This is a genomic window from Atopobiaceae bacterium (assembly GCA_022483015.1).
Taxonomy (GTDB): Bacteria; Actinomycetota; Coriobacteriia; order Coriobacteriales; family Atopobiaceae; genus JALCUE01.
The window spans coordinates 595,334-611,933 of sequence record JAKVOB010000001.1 but is presented as its reverse complement, the minus strand read 5'-3'; the positions used below and the strand labels follow the sequence as shown (position 1 = coordinate 611,933).

The window sequence follows — 16,600 nt, the reverse complement described above, 5'->3', positions numbered from 1 at the left end:
AGAGAGGCCAACCCATGGGAATCAATCTGCTTCTCTCGCATCAATTTGGCTCTCCTTTGCATGAAGTATCACTACCACCAGACCAGCGTCTGAAACGCAAGCGAGAGAGGAGCACCTCTGCTCCTCTCTCGCTTCAACTGGTTCCATTTTAATAGACCGAGCCTACCAATCGGCCCTACCTACCCCTGCCTGTACCTCGCCCTGAGCCCCAGCGCGGCCACGCCAACACCAACCATCGCAAGCATCCCAAGTAGGGTGTACGACGTGGCATCGCCTGTCTTGGGCAGAGTGAAGCCGGCCTGGGAGCCTCCCGTCGTGGCGCTGGTCGCTGCCCCGACCTCCTGCTGCGTGACCACCGTGGTCTCGGCCACGACCTTCGCGTCATAGAGGTTCAGCGTCCGCTTGTCCACGACCTCGGAGTCGCTGCTGCTGACGGAGCCCACCAGGGTGACCTCGCCGTCAGTGGCGTTGATGGTGAACCGCACGTCCGGAGCGACCTCGTAACCATCAGGCGCCGAGACCTCATGCAGCGTATAGGTGGTGTCGACGTTCAGCTCCTTGGCGAACTCCTTGGTGAAGCCGTCGGTCGTCCAGTCCTCCACGACGGTGCCCGAGGAGGCATCGATGATCTGGAGGTGCGCGCCTGTCACGGCCTCGTGGGTGTCCGCGGCAAGCTTCTGCACCCTCACGTCGGTCGTGAAGTCGGAGACCCCACCATCCGCCGTGAGGGTGACGGTGTCATCGGCCCTCGCAGGCGTGGGCACCAGCGCCACGACCGCGAGCGCGATGAGCGCCAGGGTCGCGAGCATGGCTGCGAGCCTTCCATGTCTGGGGAGCGACATCCTGCTTCCCTCCGTCTCCTACTGCGCGTCCAGGGCGAACGACGGAGACCCGCCGTCCGCTCCCGAGCGATACGTGTAGTACCCGCTGCGATACGGGTCGACGAGGTGGCCTTCAGGGGCAGCCTCCTCCTTGAAGTAGTACCTGGAGCCGTTCTGGAGCTTGACGTCCTCGAAGGTGATGTACCCGTCGGCATCGGACTTGGCATGGCCCATGTAGACGTCGTTGCCGTCATCGGTCGCCATCCAGAGGCCGTAGGTCGCGTTCGCGAGCCCCTCGCCGCCGGACTTGCTCGTCTTGCGGACGGTGATGTCGATGCTCTTGACCTTGTTGGAGAAGATGCCCTCGCTGGTGACCTTGTCCTCACCGGAGCGCTGATAGGTCGTGGTGGCGACAAGCGCGCCGTCCTCGCCGGTGGTGACCTTCACGACCATGGTGATGGTGGCGTCATCGTACGTGACCATCTGGTCGGCCCCTGCGACCTCGTCGATGGTGTAGGTATAGGTACCCTCCTCGTAGAACTTGAGCAGCCCCTGGTCGGTGCCGGCCTCCTCGCCCGCCCCCTCGAAGGCGACGTTGCCCCGCGCGTCATTGGTACCCTCGAAGATGAGCCTGCCGTCGGAGTCGCGGAGCTCGAACGAGAACTCGCCGTCCGTGAGCGTGCCGCCCTCGAGGACCTTGCTCACCTGCGGGCTGACGGTCGCGGCCGCGGCCTGCGAGCCCATCGCGGAGTACGCCATGCTACGGGCGCTCAGCACCAGGCTGCCGTTGTTGTAGAACTCGATGGAGTCGACGGCCGTCTGCTCGCCGCCCGACACGAGCTCCTGGGTGACGGTGGGGGCGCCGTCAGCACCGACGACGACCGTGATGCGGTAGACGGCATCGTCATACTGCGTGCCGTCATCGTTCGGGACCTCGGCGAGCGTATAGCAGTAGGTGCCGGCCTTGTGATAGGTGATCGTCGGCAACGTCACTGCTGCCTGGTTGTCAGAGAAGGCCCCGTTCTGCACGGTGACCGTGAGGGCCTGTCCGTCGTCGACGATGGTACTGTCGGCCGTATAGCCTGCGGCTGCCGCGGTCGCGCGTGGGACGAAGCCCTCGTCCGTGCCCGTGAGCACGAAGCTGTATGAGGCACCCGTGTCGCTGCTGCCGAAGAGGTACTTCGTGGCCTCGAGGTCGACCGACGAGCTCAGGTAGGAGTTCGTGAACGTCGGCGCCATCTCGGTGCCGGCCCCAGCAGCATCGACGTCATAGGCGACGGTCGCGTGCAGCTGGCCCTGGCCGTCATCGGTCACGGCGACCGTGGCGGTATGGGTGGAGGTATCGTAGGTGATGCCGTCCTTGGTGGGACTCTCGGCCGTGACGCCATCGGGAAGCACCTCATTGATGGCATAGGTGTAGGTGCCGGCCACGTCGTAGGTGAGACCTCCGAAGGCCACGCTGCCGTCGGCCGCGTTGGAGACGGTCTTGGTGGAGAAGCCCGTCGTGATGTCCTTGCCAGCGGCATCCTTTGCGGAGGTCTGCGTGAGGGCGAAGCTGTAGTCCCCACCGGTCAGCGTCTTGGCGTCTGCGTTGCCGTGGTTCTCGACGACCTTGGTGGCCGAGAGGGATGCGGTCGTGCCTGTGGCCTTATAGGCGTTGGAGAAGGTGCCCTCGTTGCCGTCATAGGCCGCCGATGCGACGAGCGTGCCGTTCCCGTTGTCGACGACGCCCACCGTGACGTTGGCCGTAGTCTTGTCGTAGGTGACACCGGCGAGCACATAGGTGCCGTCGCCGTTGTCCTTCGCACCCTCGGGGACGACCTCGGAGATGGTGTACTTGTATGTGCCAGCCTGCGCATAGGAGACGTCTGCGAAGGAGACCGTGCCGTCCGCGTCGTTCGTGGCCGTGATGGGAGCGAAGCCCGTCGTCATGGGCTTGCCCTTCGTATCCGTGGCCGAGACCTGATCGAGCTCGAAGGTGAACTGGCCTGCGGCGAGGGTGGCGCCGCTCAGCGTCTTGGTGGCCGCAAGCGCGATCGAGCCCGTGGCCGCATAGCCGTTCGTGAAGACCGGGGCGACGTTGTCGGTCGTGCCGTAGGTCGGGGTCGCCGTGATCCTGCCGTTGCCGGCATCGGTCACCGTGACGGGGACCACGCGGGCGACCGTGTCATAGGTGATGCCATCCTTGGTGGGACTCTCGGCAGTGACGCCGTCGGGGAGCACCTCTGAGATGTAGTAGGTGAAGGTCTTGCCCACGTCTGCCTGGGTGTAGTCGATGGCCGAGAAGGTCACGTTGCCGTCGATGTCATTCTTCGCCGTCGAGATGACCATGGTGCCTTCGGCGTCGCTGGTGAGCTTGAAGGCGAACTTGTCAGCCGTGAGCTTGGCATCCGCGCCCGAGAAGGACTTCGTGGCACCGAGCGTCACGGAACCCGTGGCGTTGTAGGTGTTCACGAAGCTGGGCAGCGTCACGCCGTCGTCGAGGGCCGAGCCGTCGGCCTTCGTATACGTGACGGAGTCGACCTTGAGCGCCCCACCCTGGTCGCTCACGACCACGGTGGCCTTGTAGGTCGTCGTGTCATAGGTGATGCCGTTGGCCACGTTGCCGGCCTCGGCGGCCTCGCCAGGCACGACCTCGGAGATGGCGTAGGTGTAGGTGCCTGCCTTGTTGAGGTCGATCCTGGAGAAGGTCACGTTGCCGGAGGCATCGTTCGTGCCGGTGGCGACGGACTTCCCGTCGGCGTCCGTGACCTGGAAGCTGAACTCGCCAGCCGCAAGCGTGGTCTTGTCCGTCGCGTTCGCGAGCGCCTTCGAGGCGGCGAGCTGGACCGACGTGGAAGTGGGCGCGTAGGTGTTGGCGAACGCGGGCGCCCCTCCATCGGCAAGCGCCGTGCCGCCCTCGGTGCCGTCGACCTTGGCATAGGTGACCGCCGTGGAGAGCGTGCCGTCGTCGTTGTCAGACACCTTGACCGTGGCGGTGTAGATGGTCTTGTCGTACCTCATGCCCGCAGCGGCACCAGCGACCTCCGAGACCGTGTAGGTGTAGGTCTTGCCGGCATCTGCCTGCGTGTACTTGATGGCCGAGAAGGTCACGTCGCCGTCGGCGTCGTTGGTGCCGGTCGCCACGACCGTGTTGCTGGAGTCCTTGACCTGGAAGTCGAACTGGTTTGCCGCAAGCGTCGCCCCGTCGCCGGTCAGGGTCTTGGTGGCCTTGAGCTCGGCAGATCCGGTCGCTGTGTAGGTATTGGCGAACGTCGGCGCCGTCGCGGTGCCCACTCCCTCGGCGTCCACGTCATAGGAGGGCACGGCCACGAGCTGGCCCTTGCCGTTGTCCTTGACGGTCACGGTGACGTTCGAGACCTTGCTGCTGTAGGTGTAGCCCTTGCCGAGCTCGCCGGCCTTCTCGGAGATGGTGTAGTGGTACGTGCCGGCCTTGTCGTAGGTGATCTTGTCGAACGACACGAGGCCCTGGTCAGTGTTCGTCTTGGTCTGGAGGACCGTGCCGTCGTCGGCGCCGCCGTTGGCGTCCTTGAGCTCGAACTCGAACTGGCCGTTCGCGAGGGCATGGCCCGCCAGCGTCTTGCTCGCGGTGAGGGTCACGCCACCGGAGGCGACGTACCTGTTCGAGAACGACGGTGCGGTCGCGGAGCCGCCGTAGGTCCTGGTGATGCCCAACGTGCCGTCGCCCTTGTCGGTGACCTCGACCTTGACGCTCACGCGATGTCCGTCATAGGTGTAGCCGGCGTTGGTCCAGGTGCCGTTGCCGGCATCCTTGGCCCCCTCGGGGACGACCTCGGAGATCGTGTAGTAGAAGGTCCTTCCGGCGTCTGCCTGGGTGTAGCCGATGTCCGAGAACCTGACGTCGGCGGCCGTGACGGCCCCGTTCTCGCCGTTCCTCACGGTCTGCCTGTAGCCATCAGTAAGGACCGTGCCCTTCTCGTCGGTCTGCTCGAGCGCGAACGAGAACTGGTCTGCCGCGAGCGTGGCACCGTCCAAGGACTTGGTCGCCGAGAAGGACGCCGAGCCCGTAGCCGCATAGCTGTTGGCGAAGACGGGCACGTCGGTGGAGGCATCGTAGGCTACGGTCGCCGTGAGGGACTCACCAGCCGTCTCGGTGACCGTCACTGTGACCTCGTGCGACGTCAGGTCGTAGGTCACGCCATCCTTTGTGGGATTGTCAGCGGTCACGCCAGCAGGCACGACCTCGGTGATGGTGTAGGTATAGGTACCTGCCGTGTCATAGGTGATCTCGCCAAATGGCACGCCTCCGTCGGCATCGTTGCCCACCGTCCGGGTCTTGAATCCCGTGTCTAGGTCGTTACCGGATGAGTCCTTGGCTGAGGTCTGCGCGAGGGTGAAGGAGTATGCGTCCTTGGCAGGGACCTCGTTGTTGAGGGCCTTCTTTGCCGAGAGGGACACGGATGTGGTGAGCCTTGCATCCTTGACGTTCTGCGTGGGGTCGGCCGCGACCTCACCAAGGGTTATCCCGTAGTAGTCCTTCGCCCTCTGGGCCTGTGCCTTGTATTCGTCGGAGCTCGTGTCCCCGAGCATGACATAGTGCTTCGTGGCATCCAGCTCGTAGCCCGCGGGCGCTGCGGTCTCGACGTAGTAGTAGAGCACGTTCGGGAGCATTGCCTCGCCACCGGTGTTCTTGTCGGCAAACCTGAGGGCACCAGCCGTACCGGACGTCGTCTTGTTCTCGTCCACCACACTTGCGTCGTCCTCGACAGACGAGTCCGCCTTATGGCCGTCCATCGAGACGCGATAGAGCGAGAATGCGGCACCCGGGAGGGCCCTGTTCGCGTGCAGGCTGTCGGTCTTGTAGAGGGTGACCGTGTCGGTCACGCCAGAGGCACCAGCAGTGGCCTCGGTGACCGTATACGGATGCTCGTCAGTCGACGACCAGCTCCCCTTGCCAGAGAGGGTCGCCGAGTTGGAGACATCCGACGTGCTGCCCAGGTCACCGGTCATCCTCACGCCATAGGTGACGACGAGGGAGGTCGAGTCGGGGAGGATGAGCGTCATCACGTTCGTCGCATCATCGACCTGAACGACACAGTCGTTCGTTATGTCGGTATCCCCGCTCATGACCTTGATGGTCGAACGGACCACCTTGGTTCCGGCGTCGAGGTCGTCCGTGAGCGTCAGCGTTTCCTCGTCGGACAGGTCATAGGCATGCTCGTTGACCTTGACGGTGTAGTCGATGAGCGCCGTCGCGTCGTTCTTCTGGCTGGTCTTGTCGAGGACCTTGTCGTCCTCGACAGTCACCGTACCCGTGGTCGAGGGGCTGTAGCCACCGATGCCGGCAGTCGCGTTGTTGGTGAACGACGTCGTGCCGCCCACCGTGAGCACGGAACTGTCGATCGCAGCCTTGAAGGTGATCGTGACGAGTGCCCTCTGGGACCCATCGGCCTGTTGGATCGCCTGCAGCACCTCGGCTGACGGGGCCGAGAAGACCAGGGTGTCGCCCGTGTCCGCCGTGGTCTCGACGGGATCGAGCTTGACCGCCCCCGAAGTCTTGTTCTTTGCTGTCTGCGCGACATAGGAGGCCGAGCCGGCGATGTAGTGCATCCCGACCGGGAGCGAATCCGTCACCGTGATGGGCGTCCCCTGGAGGTCGGCATTGCCGCGGTTCCCGTCGAGCGCGCTCTTGTTGGCGACGATGGTCCACGTGGTGACGTAGGCGCCCAGGTCGGCATCCCACACGGGGGTCGACCCCGACTTCGTGACGGTCGGCGTGCCCTCGAGTTGGTAACTCGCCTTGGCCACATGCTGCTTCACGGTGCCGATGTAGTAATAGGAGTAATTGTTGTACGTGTCCGCGCTGCCGTCGCACATCGTGTCATAGCTGACGAAGATGTCACCCGTCATCGCCTGACGCACGGCCTCGGTATCGTGGAACTTGAGGCTGAACCTCCAGTTGTGGAGGTCACTTGTGGTGTGCAGCCCTGCCTTGTCCTTATGGAACTCGAGCGTGTAGTCGACACCCTCCTCGAGCACCTTGCCCTCGCCACCGTAGGAGACGACGGGTGCGAGGGTGTTGCCGTTCTCGTCCTCGGCGAACCAGATGTTGTCCGCCCACTGGTCCGTGTCATCCCAGAAGGTGAAGTCAGACGTGCCGATCGCGGCGCCATGGATCGTCGACCTCCATGAGACCAGGCCTGTGGCAGAGGCGTCGTTCTTGACGATGGCCTTCTCGATGTAGTCGCCATCGACACCGACGGAGTTCGCGTACTGACCGGTGTCCTTCGCTCCTCCGACGCCCTCCTTGTTGACCGCCGCCGTGTTCTTGTAGGTCTGCGTCAGGCTGGGGTTGGCCATCTTGGTGGAATACTCGATGGTGTATTCCTTCGAGCCGGCATCATGAGGGAACGCGTAGGTGAAGGAGCCCTTCGCGGGGTCGATGTCCCCGGTGGTCACCGGCGTCTCGGAGACGACCTTGCCGTCGGCATCCCGCTCGATCGCCTTCACGACGTAGGTTCCCACATAGGACTGCTCGCCAGCGGTCAGGGTGTCCGTGAAGAGGTAGTCGCCCAAGTCCGCCTTTGGGGACCCCTGGTTGAGGCGGACATGCCAGTGGATGGTACCGTCGGCGTTCAACCAGCCGTCCGACTTGTCGATGAGGACGTTGGTGCTCTCCACGACGGTGTTGTCGGTTCCCGTTCCGTCGTGACCCCACTTCCACCCGATCGTGTTGGTCGAGTCATCCGTGTCGTTCTTACCAGAGAGCTTCTTGCCGCTCTCGATGCGGTCCTTGCCCGCCTGGGAGAGGACCGCCTGATAGGTGAGCGTATGCGAGCCGGCAGCAAGCGTCGGAAGCACGTCACTCGTGACCGTCTGACCGTCGACCGTCACGGCGATCGTCTTGCCATCGAGCTTGAACGAGCCGTCCACGAACGAGAGGTTCTTGCCCATGGTGTCCACGAAGCTGAAGTTTGTGACGTCCTGGTCGGCGACGAAGGTGACGGTGAAGTCGACGCTGCCATCGGAGTTGAGCACATAGCCCTTCTCACCAGTGACGTTTCCGTCCTTGTAGGTCTTTATGGTGGTGTCCCCCGTACCGGGGAACGTGATGGTCGTGGAGCCGCTCTCGTCGACGGCATCGTCTTCGACCTTGAAGTCGAACGAGAAGAACGTCTTCACGCTTCCCGCGTGGTCGCTGATCCAGGTCTTGTCGTAGGTGATGTGGGCAACGCCGTCCTTGATCTCGTAGGTGCCGGCGACTGCATGGTTCTCGTCGTACAGGGTGGACGTGGCAACGGTGTCCACGCTGATGCCGGACGGGAAGGCGTAGGTGTACTCGAGGCTGCTCTGGTTCGGGCAGGTCTCGGGATGGTAGTCGATGCTGAGCGCGCCGTGGATGCTCTGGTCACGCGAGACGGGCACGGTGGGATCGATCGTGGCACCGCTGGCATCGGTGAGCTTGAGCGTCACGTCCGCGATGCTGCCGGTGATCGCGACGGGACCGGAGGCGGCCTGGGTCGCGACGGGGGTCGCGGTGGCCACCGCAGCGGCGACTGCGGCAGCGGCGGCGTCGCTCGTGGTGATCGTGGATTGGGTGGCCGTGGCAGTCGCGGCCGAGATGCCGTCGGTCGTCGCAGCGCCCGCCGCGACCGTCTGGGAGCCGTCGCCCAGCAACGTCGCGGCAGCGGTGGCCTCGGCCGTGGAGTCGTCCTTCTCGACGCTCGAGACCTGGAGGGCGCATCCTGCGCGCACGACGTCAGCCGGCAGCGTATAGATGCCGTTCGCGTCTGCCGTGAGCTCGGTCTTGGCCAGGGAGCCGTCGGCCTGCGTGACGCCCGCCTGCGTGTAGGTGACCGTGTCGAGGCGATAGCCGTTGTCCGGTACGGCCGTGAACTTGAGGTCCTTGGCTGCGGTGACGGTGACCTTGGTCGCTGGTGCCACGACGTCCTGGCCGGCTACCACGATGTAGGCGTGGTCGAGCGCGAGGGCAAGGTCGACCTCGGTCGCGGTCGTCGCGGCAGGCGTGGTGGTCGTGCCCGAGGTGGCGGTCGTCGCAGTCGAGGTCTCCGTGGAGGTGGAGCCCGAAGCAGCCTTCTCGTCAGACGTGGACAGCGTCGCCGCGGCCGTGGTGGCAGCCGTGCTCGCCGCAGTGGTCGCCGCCTGCGCCGCGGCCGCGAAGGCATTGCTCGGCACCGACGTGGTGACCATCGCGACGGAGAGCAGGATGGTGAGGAAGGTCCTGGCACCCTTGTGGTACGAATGCTTGCCCATGAGTGAACCCTTCTTGGTGTTCTTCATCGTTCGCTCCCCCGTCCTACTGGCCGTCGGCCGTGGTGTCGGCATGCTTCTTGCGCCTCATGACGAGGAGGATGACAAGGATCGCGAGCGCCGCGGCAGCACAGACGCTGCCGGCGATGACACCCACAGGGATGCCGCCCTCCTGGCCCGAGGCCAGAGGTGTCTCGTTGTCGTCGATGCGCGCGGTGTTGGAGTCGACGCCGTCACCGTTCACGACCGTGGCCGTGTCGCCGCCGTTGCTGACCGTGTTGAGGTCACCGTCGGTGGGAAGGCCCACGGTCTGGCCGTCGGCGTCAGTCGCAGTGCCGTTGGCCGTGGTACCGGTTCCTGCCGTCCCGTTGGTGCCCGTCCCGCTATTCGTCGTCCCATTGTCCGTGGTACCGTTGTCGACGTAGTCCACGCGGAAGTGGGTGATCACCGTGTTGGCCGCGATGTCGTCGTTGACGTCACGGTAGTAGACGGTGTAGGTGTCGTACTTGGTGTAGTAGCCGCAGACGATCGGCGAGTCCTGGCCGTCCAGGCGCACGTAGGTGGTCGCGCCTGATACGAAGCTCGTGGGCGACGTGATGGAGAGGTCCTCGGTGTCGTCGGGGGTGAGCGTGTAGGTCTTGGAGTCGATGGTGGCGCCACCGGTGATGTTGACGTAGTTCACCGTGACCGTGCGGTCGCCGGGGGCCACGTAGTCGGCCGGCACGTAGTAGACGTAGAGCACAGGGTCGTTGGCGTTCTGCGCGAGGGCGTCGTCATAGGAGTACGAGGCCTTGGTGGACTTGACCGGTACGTAGGTGGTGCCATCGACGTCGATGGACTGCTCGGGGACATAGGAAGCCGACACCTTGACCTTCTCGGTCGATATCGTACGGTTCGACGCATGGGGGTCGACGGATCCGTTCGTGACACGGACCGTCCAGGTGGCCTCGGCCGTCGGAGGCGTGACGTCCTTGTACGAGATGGTGTACGTCCTGGCGCCCGAGGTCACGCCATCCTTGCTGGGATCGAGCGTGAGGATGCCTGCGGCGTACTGGCTCACGTCGCTTCCCACCAGCTCATAGGTATGCGACGTGCCGTCCTTGGTGAGGTACATCGTGGAGGGGGCCGTCCAGCGGTAGCGACCCGTCACGTTGAGCGAGTCCGTGGCAAGCGTGGCGCCGTCCTGGTCGACGAGGTTGATCGTGGCGCTGTAGAACTGGTTCACGCCATCGTTGCCGAGGCTGATGGGACGGCACGTGATGGTGAAGTCCTTGGTGCCGCCATAGGTCGCCGTGACCGTGTCGGAGAGGCTCAAGGTACGGTAGAACCTCGCGCTCGATCCGGACCCGACGGCGATGACCTTCTCGACGGAAACGGTCTGAGGCTGGTCGGACGTGATGCCCTCGATGTCGAGCTTACTGAGGGACGTGCCATCCTCGTCGACATAGTTGATGGATCCCGTGAGGGACGGCGCGGTGGAGGTATCGACCGTATACGAGATGGTGCCGTCGGCGGCCGTGGTGGGATTGCTGTAGGTGACGCCGTCCTTGGTGAACGTGGCGGGCGCCGAGAAGGACTGGCCCTCGCCAGCCGCCCTGGTGGTATAGCCGATGATGACGTCCTGCGTGCCGCCCAAGGTGGCGCGCACCGCCGTGAGCGTGCCCGCATAGAGCTGGTTGGTGTAGGCGCGGTCGGAGTAGGCCTTGACATCGTAGGTGGAGGTGGGGTCGAACTGGCTCATCTTGAGGCTCACGACACCGACGAGCTGGCCTGTGACGGAGGAGGAGGCATTGTCGGAGCCGAGCGCATAGTGGAGGTGGCTCGCGACGCGACCGCCATCCTGCGTGACCTCGATGTAGAGGTCGTCACCGGCAGCTCCCGTGACCGTGAGGACGTCGACGTCGGAGGCCTGCGCGGCATCGGTGACGTAGAAGTCGGCACCCGTGACATCGGGAGCCTCCGCCGCATGGGCAGCCTGCGGGACAAGGACCCATCCGAGGACGAGGGCAAGTGTCGTGAGGAGGACTATAACATGCTTTGGGCTCTTCATATTTGTTGCGTCCTTCCGCGGCAGTCAGAGCAGCGTAAAAAAGGTATACCTTACTCCTGACCAGACATACTTTTTAGCCATCTACCTGCTACTTTCGAACGGAGTATAGCAACTTTACAAGACTTCTCGCCATACGTTTCAAGTGGTCTAGCATTTAGAACCACTTGAAACGTATTAGCATCATGTGTCGTATCTATTGCATGTCTGTGATACTGCTGTCGGGCACGCGACATAATGCCTGATCACGATTTGTGCCAGCAAGGGAGGGTGGACAGATGCGAGGTTTCGCCTTGGGTCCGGCGGATCGACTGCCATCGCCCGTCTGACCCATTTGTCATGGACGCTCACCGATTGCGCTTGCATCGGGAGGGTTGGATGCTAAACTCCCGCCATAGGGAGGGCTCGGGCCTCGTGGTCCTCTGCCCCAAAGCCCAGATGGATGCCACAATGGCGTCCGAGACCGGCCTCACGGCCCAAGGAGAAGGAGACCACCATGTCACACCCCGTTATCGATACCGATGAGTGCATCGCCTGCGGCGTCTGCGTAGACACCTGCCCGGCTGACGTCCTCGAGCTCGGCGACTCCGCCGCCCAGGTCGCCGACGCCGACTCCTGCGTCGCTTGCGGCGCCTGCATGGACGCCTGCCCTGCAGGTGCCATCACCGAGATCGCCGAGGACTAGCTCCTCGCGACTCCATGACATAAGGCAGAGGGGAGGGGGCCATGTGCCCCCTCCCCTCTTCTGTACCAACGCAAGGTCTTATCGCCTGACGGGTCGGTGCCCCTGCGGCAGGCAAGGACACCGACCCGTTCTCCCACTCTTCTCCGCCTAGATGGTCACATCGAACGTGAAGTCCCCAAGCTGGTTGGTGTAGTCGCTGCAGTAGCCACCGATCACGAACTGCAGGCTCGCCTGGTCGACGGCCGGGAACACGATGACGCCGCTCGAGCTCGCCCCCGAGACGATTCCGGTATAGCTGAGCTGGTCGTACCCTTGCTGGTAGCTGTTGGTCTGGTCGACCTCGATCTGCTTCCCGCCTTGGATGAGGTGGGCCGAGTATCCGTAGGGCGTGAACTGCGCGGTGCCGTTGTTGGTCGCCGTGACGTAGACGCGCGTCTCGTTGGCTGCGAACTCAATCTTGTCCAGCGTGACCTGGCAGCCGCCTTGGTCGACGGTCTGGCCGACGGCGACCTCCTTGAGCGTGGGGGCCATCACGTCCTTGTAGGAGGACTTCTCCACAGAGGTCTCGGCAATGGAAACTGCCGTGACGCTCCCGCCCACCGCGTTGGTGCCCGTATATGGGTCATCAACTGTGCCCGTCACGATGACGTAATCGCCGCTCGCAAGGCCCGAGGCACACCCCGTGCCCTTGACCAGGGTGTTGCCGGCATTGTTGGCCGGGTCGTGCCAGAGCTGGAATCCGTCGCTGCCGTCCACGTTGAAGACCTTGCCTGACACCGTTATGGTGCGTCCCTTATATGATGTCGAACCGTTGTAGAGGTCTGCGATCTCGTCATCTGAGAGGGATGCGGTGTTGGCCGTCGTCCCACCGCTGGCACTACCCCCACATCCGGGCAGCACGAGCATGACGGCTGCAAGCAGGAGCACCGCGACCGAGCATATGCCCGCAGTCCGTCGGGCCCTTCTCCTTGCATGAGCGCATTCGTATGGTCCCATGGTTGTTCCACCTCTCGTTGAGGGTGCCTGGCATTACACGGCATGCACCCGTCTGCTGATCCTGCAGGGTGCGCATCACATCGCGGAGGCCATGTAGGCGTCCGTGATCTTCTGCGCCTCCTCCGTGTACACGTCGCTCAGCTTGCCGGCCCACTCCTGGTATTCGGAGGTCGATCCGCTCCCGGCCGTATAGAGGAGCTGCGCCATCTTGGTGGTTCCCTCGGTGGATATCCCAGCAAGCTTCGTGACCTTTGCCTGGCAGATTGTCGCAAGTCCCTGGACGCCGTCCGTGTTCGTGGCGGCCTCGGTGTTGTACTCGTCAATGAGGGCAGGGGTCGCCTCTTGGAGCTTTGCCGTGTACTCGTCGAGAATACCCTGGTAGGTCGACTCGTCACTTGCACCCGCCTGCCCTGCTGCCGCGCTGGCGGCTGACGTGCTGGCAGCAGGCGTCGTCGTGGCAGCGGGCGTTGTCGTAGCAGCCGTATCGGCAGCAGACGTCGTCGTGGCAGCCGCAGAAGAGGCCGCTGCCTGCGCCGAGCCGCCCGCAGAGGAACCGCAACCCATCACCGACAGACAGAGCGTCCCCGTAACGACACCCATCACGATGCGTCCCCTGACGCCGACGGACCTTGGGCCACCGTGAGCCTTTCTCTCGTCCATGGAGCTCCCTCCCTCGTTGCCCGCCCCTCGGGCCGGCTATGAGGCAGATGATAGAAAACTGAAAGTGTCGACTCATTAGCTGGGAGCTGAATTCTGGCGAACGGCGACGTCATTGACGCGAAGGGGAGACCTAGCTGCCCACGATCGTGTCCTCGCCAAGACTCCAGAGAAGGTCGTCACAGGCAGCGAGGCCGGTGCTTCTCGCAAGACAATATGCGACGACGACGTCACGCCGGTCGTAGGCCCGGAGGGCGCTCATGCCACCGCGCTCGAGCATCGCGTCCGCGTCATCTGGGTCGAGGCGAAGCCCGAACGCGAGCTGGATGAGCTTGTCCCGAGAGGCGTGCCTGGCACCCGCCATGATCTGGTAGGCGAACGTCGGGTTGAGATGCGAGTCACGGATCACTTGGCTGCGGGTGAGGGTACGCGCGTCAAGCGTGTCGGCAATCCACGCAGGAAGGTCGCGCCCGTCGGCGACCATGCCACCGAGGATGTCCGCAAGGCTCCTGTTCCGCACGAAGTTCCAGGTACCTGGCATCCATCCCCCTCTCCCGCGAGAGAGGACGCCGCATAGGGCGAAGAGGTCGTTGCGCCTCCCGCACTGGCATCCGTCCCCTTCTTACAGAGGAGATGATGGTCGAACGTACCGCCCTTTACATTAGCTCGGAGCTGAAAGCGCGATTCGAGGGTACGTGTCACGACGAGGACGACGCGAGGTCAGACTCCCATTGCCCTCTTGACGAGGGCGATGACCACGGCGACCACCGTGATGAGGGCGACACCGACGAGGACGGAGCGGGCGACCCGCCAGACGGCATGCTTCCAGCGGCCCTCCTTCTCCTTGTAGGGACCCGCGCACAGGACCGCACGGGACAGCTCCCATGCGGGGACCACCGTCATCGACATGACGAGGACAGCTCCAAAATAGATGGAGTAGACGCGCATCACGATGGTGGACGCCCGTTGCGCCTCGACGACCTCGCTCTCGAAGAACCCGAGCCCGAAGGTAGCCGCAGCCAGGACGATCGCGACAGCCACCCAGGGCCGCCAGGTGGTGAACATCGCAAGGACGCGGCGCGGGGTGGCAAGGGCCAATCGCGTCTGCGACGACGAGGCCTTGTCCGCGACGACCTCGCCAGCGAGCGCGGCATCCGCCTCGCGCACAAGCTCGTCGGCGGTCTGGGGACGCGCACTCGGCTCGAAGGCGCAGGCGTGAGCGACGACATGAGCAAGCGTAGCGGACACACGGGCGGGATCGGCCAGCGACGCCTCGAAGCCGACCGCGTCAGGACGAACGCCCACGAGCATATAGGCAAGCAGGCGGCCGAGGGAATAGACGTCTGACCGGGCGTCGGTCTGAGCGAACCCGAACTGCTCAGGCGCAGCGAATCCCCAGGTACCCATGCGTGTTGTGTCCTTTTTCTCCTCTTGCGAGTGGACACGCGCGATGCCGAGGTCGATGAGGTGGGCACCGTCAGCGGCAAGCACCACATTGGCAGGAGTGATGTCGCGATGAATGATCCCATGGGCATGAAGCACGCCCGCAGCGTGGGCCACGTCTTCAAGGATGCGGATGGCCTCGTTCGGCACGAGCGGTCCTTCCCTGCGGACACGCTCGTCGAGGCTCATGCCGTCGACGTAGTCGCTCACCACGACGAAGGCGTCGGGCAAGGTGTACGTGCGCTCGACCTTGGGAAGCAGGGGCTCGTCGACCGTCATGAGTCGCGCCCAGGCCGCCGGGTTGGCGAGTTCGAGGGGGATCCTCTTGCGCACGAAGGGGCCCGAGCCCTCGAGCGTGACCAGCTCGGTCCGGGCAGATGGCCCCTCTCCCAGGACGCGCTCCACCCGATAGGCATCGTCGAGCTCGAGCGCATGCAGCAGGTCGGCGTCCGATCGGTCCACCGTCATACGCCCGCGTCGAGCAGCGTCGGCTCCCCAAGACGCCATAGCTCGTCATCGCACGCGACGCGCGTCATGCCGTGGTCGATGCAGAAGATGATGATGGCATCGCGACGCACGCGGCACCACAGCTCGGCGACGCCAGCCCGCGTGAGGAGCCGCTGGGTCTCGTGAAGCGAGCAGCCGAGGCCGAAGGCCAGCATGAGGGCATGGTCGCGCCCGGGATGGCGGTCGCCTTGGAAGACCTGGTAGCAGTAGGTGGCATTGAGGCCTGACGCACGGATGACCTCAGCACGCGTGAGGCCCTTCTCGGCGAGGAGGTCTGCGAGGTAGGCAGGCAACGGGTCTGCCGAACTCACGGCATCGGAGGAAGCAAGTCCCGAGAGGTACTGCTCAGGACTGGTGCTGGCAAGGAGCCGGTCGAGGAGCTCGTCGGTGACATGTGCGGCAGAGGCATCCTCCGCGGCAGGACCGGACGTGGCGCGAACCGCACAGGGACCGTCCTTCTCAGATGCCATGCCGCCTCCCCTCCCTGTTCCTCTCGACCGTTCCTCTTGGCGCGAGCGTGGGCACCAAGGGCCCAAGACCAGCCTTCGGCCAATCGCTGCAAGTATACTGTGGCCATCGGACATCAAGGGAGACCATCATGAAGCTGCTCGTCGCATCCGACATCCACGGCTCGGCCACCTGGTGCGCCAGGCTCATGGACGCCATCGAGGCCGAGGACCCGGCCCGCGTCATCCTGCTGGGCGACCTGCTCTACCACGGTCCCCGCAACGACCTGCCCGAGGGCTATGCCCCCAAGCAGGTGATCCCGATGCTCAATGGCATCGCCTCGAGGGTCGTCGCCGTCCGCGGCAACTGCGAGGCGGAGGTCGACCAGATGGTACTCGACTTCCCGTGCCTCGCCGACTACGCGGTGGTGCTCGACGGCGACGCGACCGATGCGGCGGGCGGCCCGCGCGAGCTGTTCTGCACGCACGGCCATGTGTGGGGCCCCGGCATCGACAACTCGGTCGACCGCATGCCGCCCCTGCCGGCCGGCAGCGCCCTGCTCTACGGCCACACCCACATCAAGGTGGACGAGGAACGACCGCTCGGGGTCGACGGCAGCATGGTGCACGTCCTCAATCCTGGCAGCGTCTCGATCCCCAAGGATGGCAGCCATAGCTACGGCCTCTACGAGGACGGCCGCTTCCGCCTGGTCGAGCTGGGATGACCAGCGCACATGCATCGAGGTAGCGCATCCGGCACCTTTCT

The 16,600-nt window shown here is 64.4% G+C and carries 10 protein-coding genes; 2 read left to right on the top strand and 8 right to left on the bottom strand.

All coding sequences use genetic code 11. The features are described 5' to 3' along the window. Window positions 1–179: 179 nt before the first annotated feature. The 3 genes from LKE50_02670 to LKE50_02660 are packed head-to-tail and all read right to left on the bottom strand — an operon-like array spanning window position 180 to window position 11,103. On the bottom strand, window positions 180–842 hold the full coding sequence (locus LKE50_02670; protein ID MCH3967525.1) for an LPXTG cell wall anchor domain-containing protein: 663 nt from the start codon (window positions 840–842) through the stop codon (window positions 180–182). A gap of 18 nt (window positions 843–860) precedes the next feature. Further along, complete coding sequence (locus LKE50_02665; protein ID MCH3967524.1) at window positions 861–9,083, bottom strand: hypothetical protein; 8,223 nt, start codon at window positions 9,081–9,083, stop codon at window positions 861–863. Between the two features lie 16 nt (window positions 9,084–9,099). Further along, entirely contained in the window at window positions 9,100–11,103 is a 2,004-nt protein-coding gene (locus LKE50_02660) for a hypothetical protein (GenBank protein MCH3967523.1), read from the bottom strand. A 493-nt stretch (window positions 11,104–11,596) separates the two neighbouring features. On the opposite strand from LKE50_02660, the gene LKE50_02655 reads away from it, so the two are divergent. Then, window positions 11,597–11,785, top strand: a complete 189-nt coding sequence (locus tag LKE50_02655) for a 4Fe-4S binding protein (GenBank protein ID MCH3967522.1) — start codon at window positions 11,597–11,599, stop codon at window positions 11,783–11,785. A 147-nt stretch (window positions 11,786–11,932) separates the two neighbouring features. Here the strand turns inward: LKE50_02655 and LKE50_02650 are convergent, their stop codons facing one another. From LKE50_02650 to LKE50_02630, 5 genes are all read right to left on the bottom strand, one after another. After that, window positions 11,933–12,781: a hypothetical protein gene (locus LKE50_02650; protein MCH3967521.1), complete on the bottom strand. Its 849-nt coding sequence runs from the start codon at window positions 12,779–12,781 to the stop codon at window positions 11,933–11,935. Window positions 12,782–12,856: 75 nt separating this feature from the next. Further along, window positions 12,857–13,441, bottom strand: a complete 585-nt coding sequence (locus tag LKE50_02645) for a hypothetical protein (protein ID MCH3967520.1) — start codon at window positions 13,439–13,441, stop codon at window positions 12,857–12,859. 130 nt (window positions 13,442–13,571) lie between these two features. Continuing rightward, window positions 13,572–13,979, bottom strand: coding sequence for a hypothetical protein (locus LKE50_02640; protein MCH3967519.1), 408 nt, complete (start codon window positions 13,977–13,979; stop codon window positions 13,572–13,574). 179 nt (window positions 13,980–14,158) lie between these two features. Then, window positions 14,159–15,343, bottom strand: a complete 1,185-nt coding sequence (locus LKE50_02635) for a serine/threonine protein kinase (GenBank protein MCH3967518.1) — start codon at window positions 15,341–15,343, stop codon at window positions 14,159–14,161. Between the two features lie 2 nt (window positions 15,344–15,345). Next, window positions 15,346–15,858: a helix-turn-helix transcriptional regulator gene (locus tag LKE50_02630; GenBank protein MCH3967517.1), complete on the bottom strand. Its 513-nt coding sequence runs from the start codon at window positions 15,856–15,858 to the stop codon at window positions 15,346–15,348. Between the two features lie 128 nt (window positions 15,859–15,986). Between LKE50_02630 and yfcE the strand changes: the two genes are divergently transcribed. Beyond that, window positions 15,987–16,559 carry a phosphodiesterase gene (gene yfcE / locus LKE50_02625; protein ID MCH3967516.1) on the top strand — a complete coding sequence of 191 codons (573 nt, stop codon included), beginning with the start codon at window positions 15,987–15,989 and terminating at the stop codon, window positions 16,557–16,559. The last annotated feature ends 41 nt before the right edge of the window (window positions 16,560–16,600 follow it).

Coding starts and splice junctions, on each gene's coding strand:
- yfcE (MCH3967516.1), top strand. CDS start 15,987: ATGAAGCTGCTCGTCGCATCCGACATCCACGGCTCGGCCACCTGGTGC.
- LKE50_02650 (MCH3967521.1), bottom strand. CDS start 12,781: ATGGGACCATACGAATGCGCTCATGCAAGGAGAAGGGCCCGACGGACT.
- LKE50_02640 (MCH3967519.1), bottom strand. CDS start 13,979: ATGCCAGGTACCTGGAACTTCGTGCGGAACAGGAGCCTTGCGGACATC.
- LKE50_02655 (MCH3967522.1), top strand. CDS start 11,597: ATGTCACACCCCGTTATCGATACCGATGAGTGCATCGCCTGCGGCGTC.
- LKE50_02670 (MCH3967525.1), bottom strand. CDS start 842: ATGTCGCTCCCCAGACATGGAAGGCTCGCAGCCATGCTCGCGACCCTG.
- LKE50_02660 (MCH3967523.1), bottom strand. CDS start 11,103: ATGAAGAGCCCAAAGCATGTTATAGTCCTCCTCACGACACTTGCCCTC.
- LKE50_02665 (MCH3967524.1), bottom strand. CDS start 9,083: ATGAAGAACACCAAGAAGGGTTCACTCATGGGCAAGCATTCGTACCAC.
- LKE50_02645 (MCH3967520.1), bottom strand. CDS start 13,441: ATGGACGAGAGAAAGGCTCACGGTGGCCCAAGGTCCGTCGGCGTCAGG.
- LKE50_02630 (MCH3967517.1), bottom strand. CDS start 15,858: ATGGCATCTGAGAAGGACGGTCCCTGTGCGGTTCGCGCCACGTCCGGT.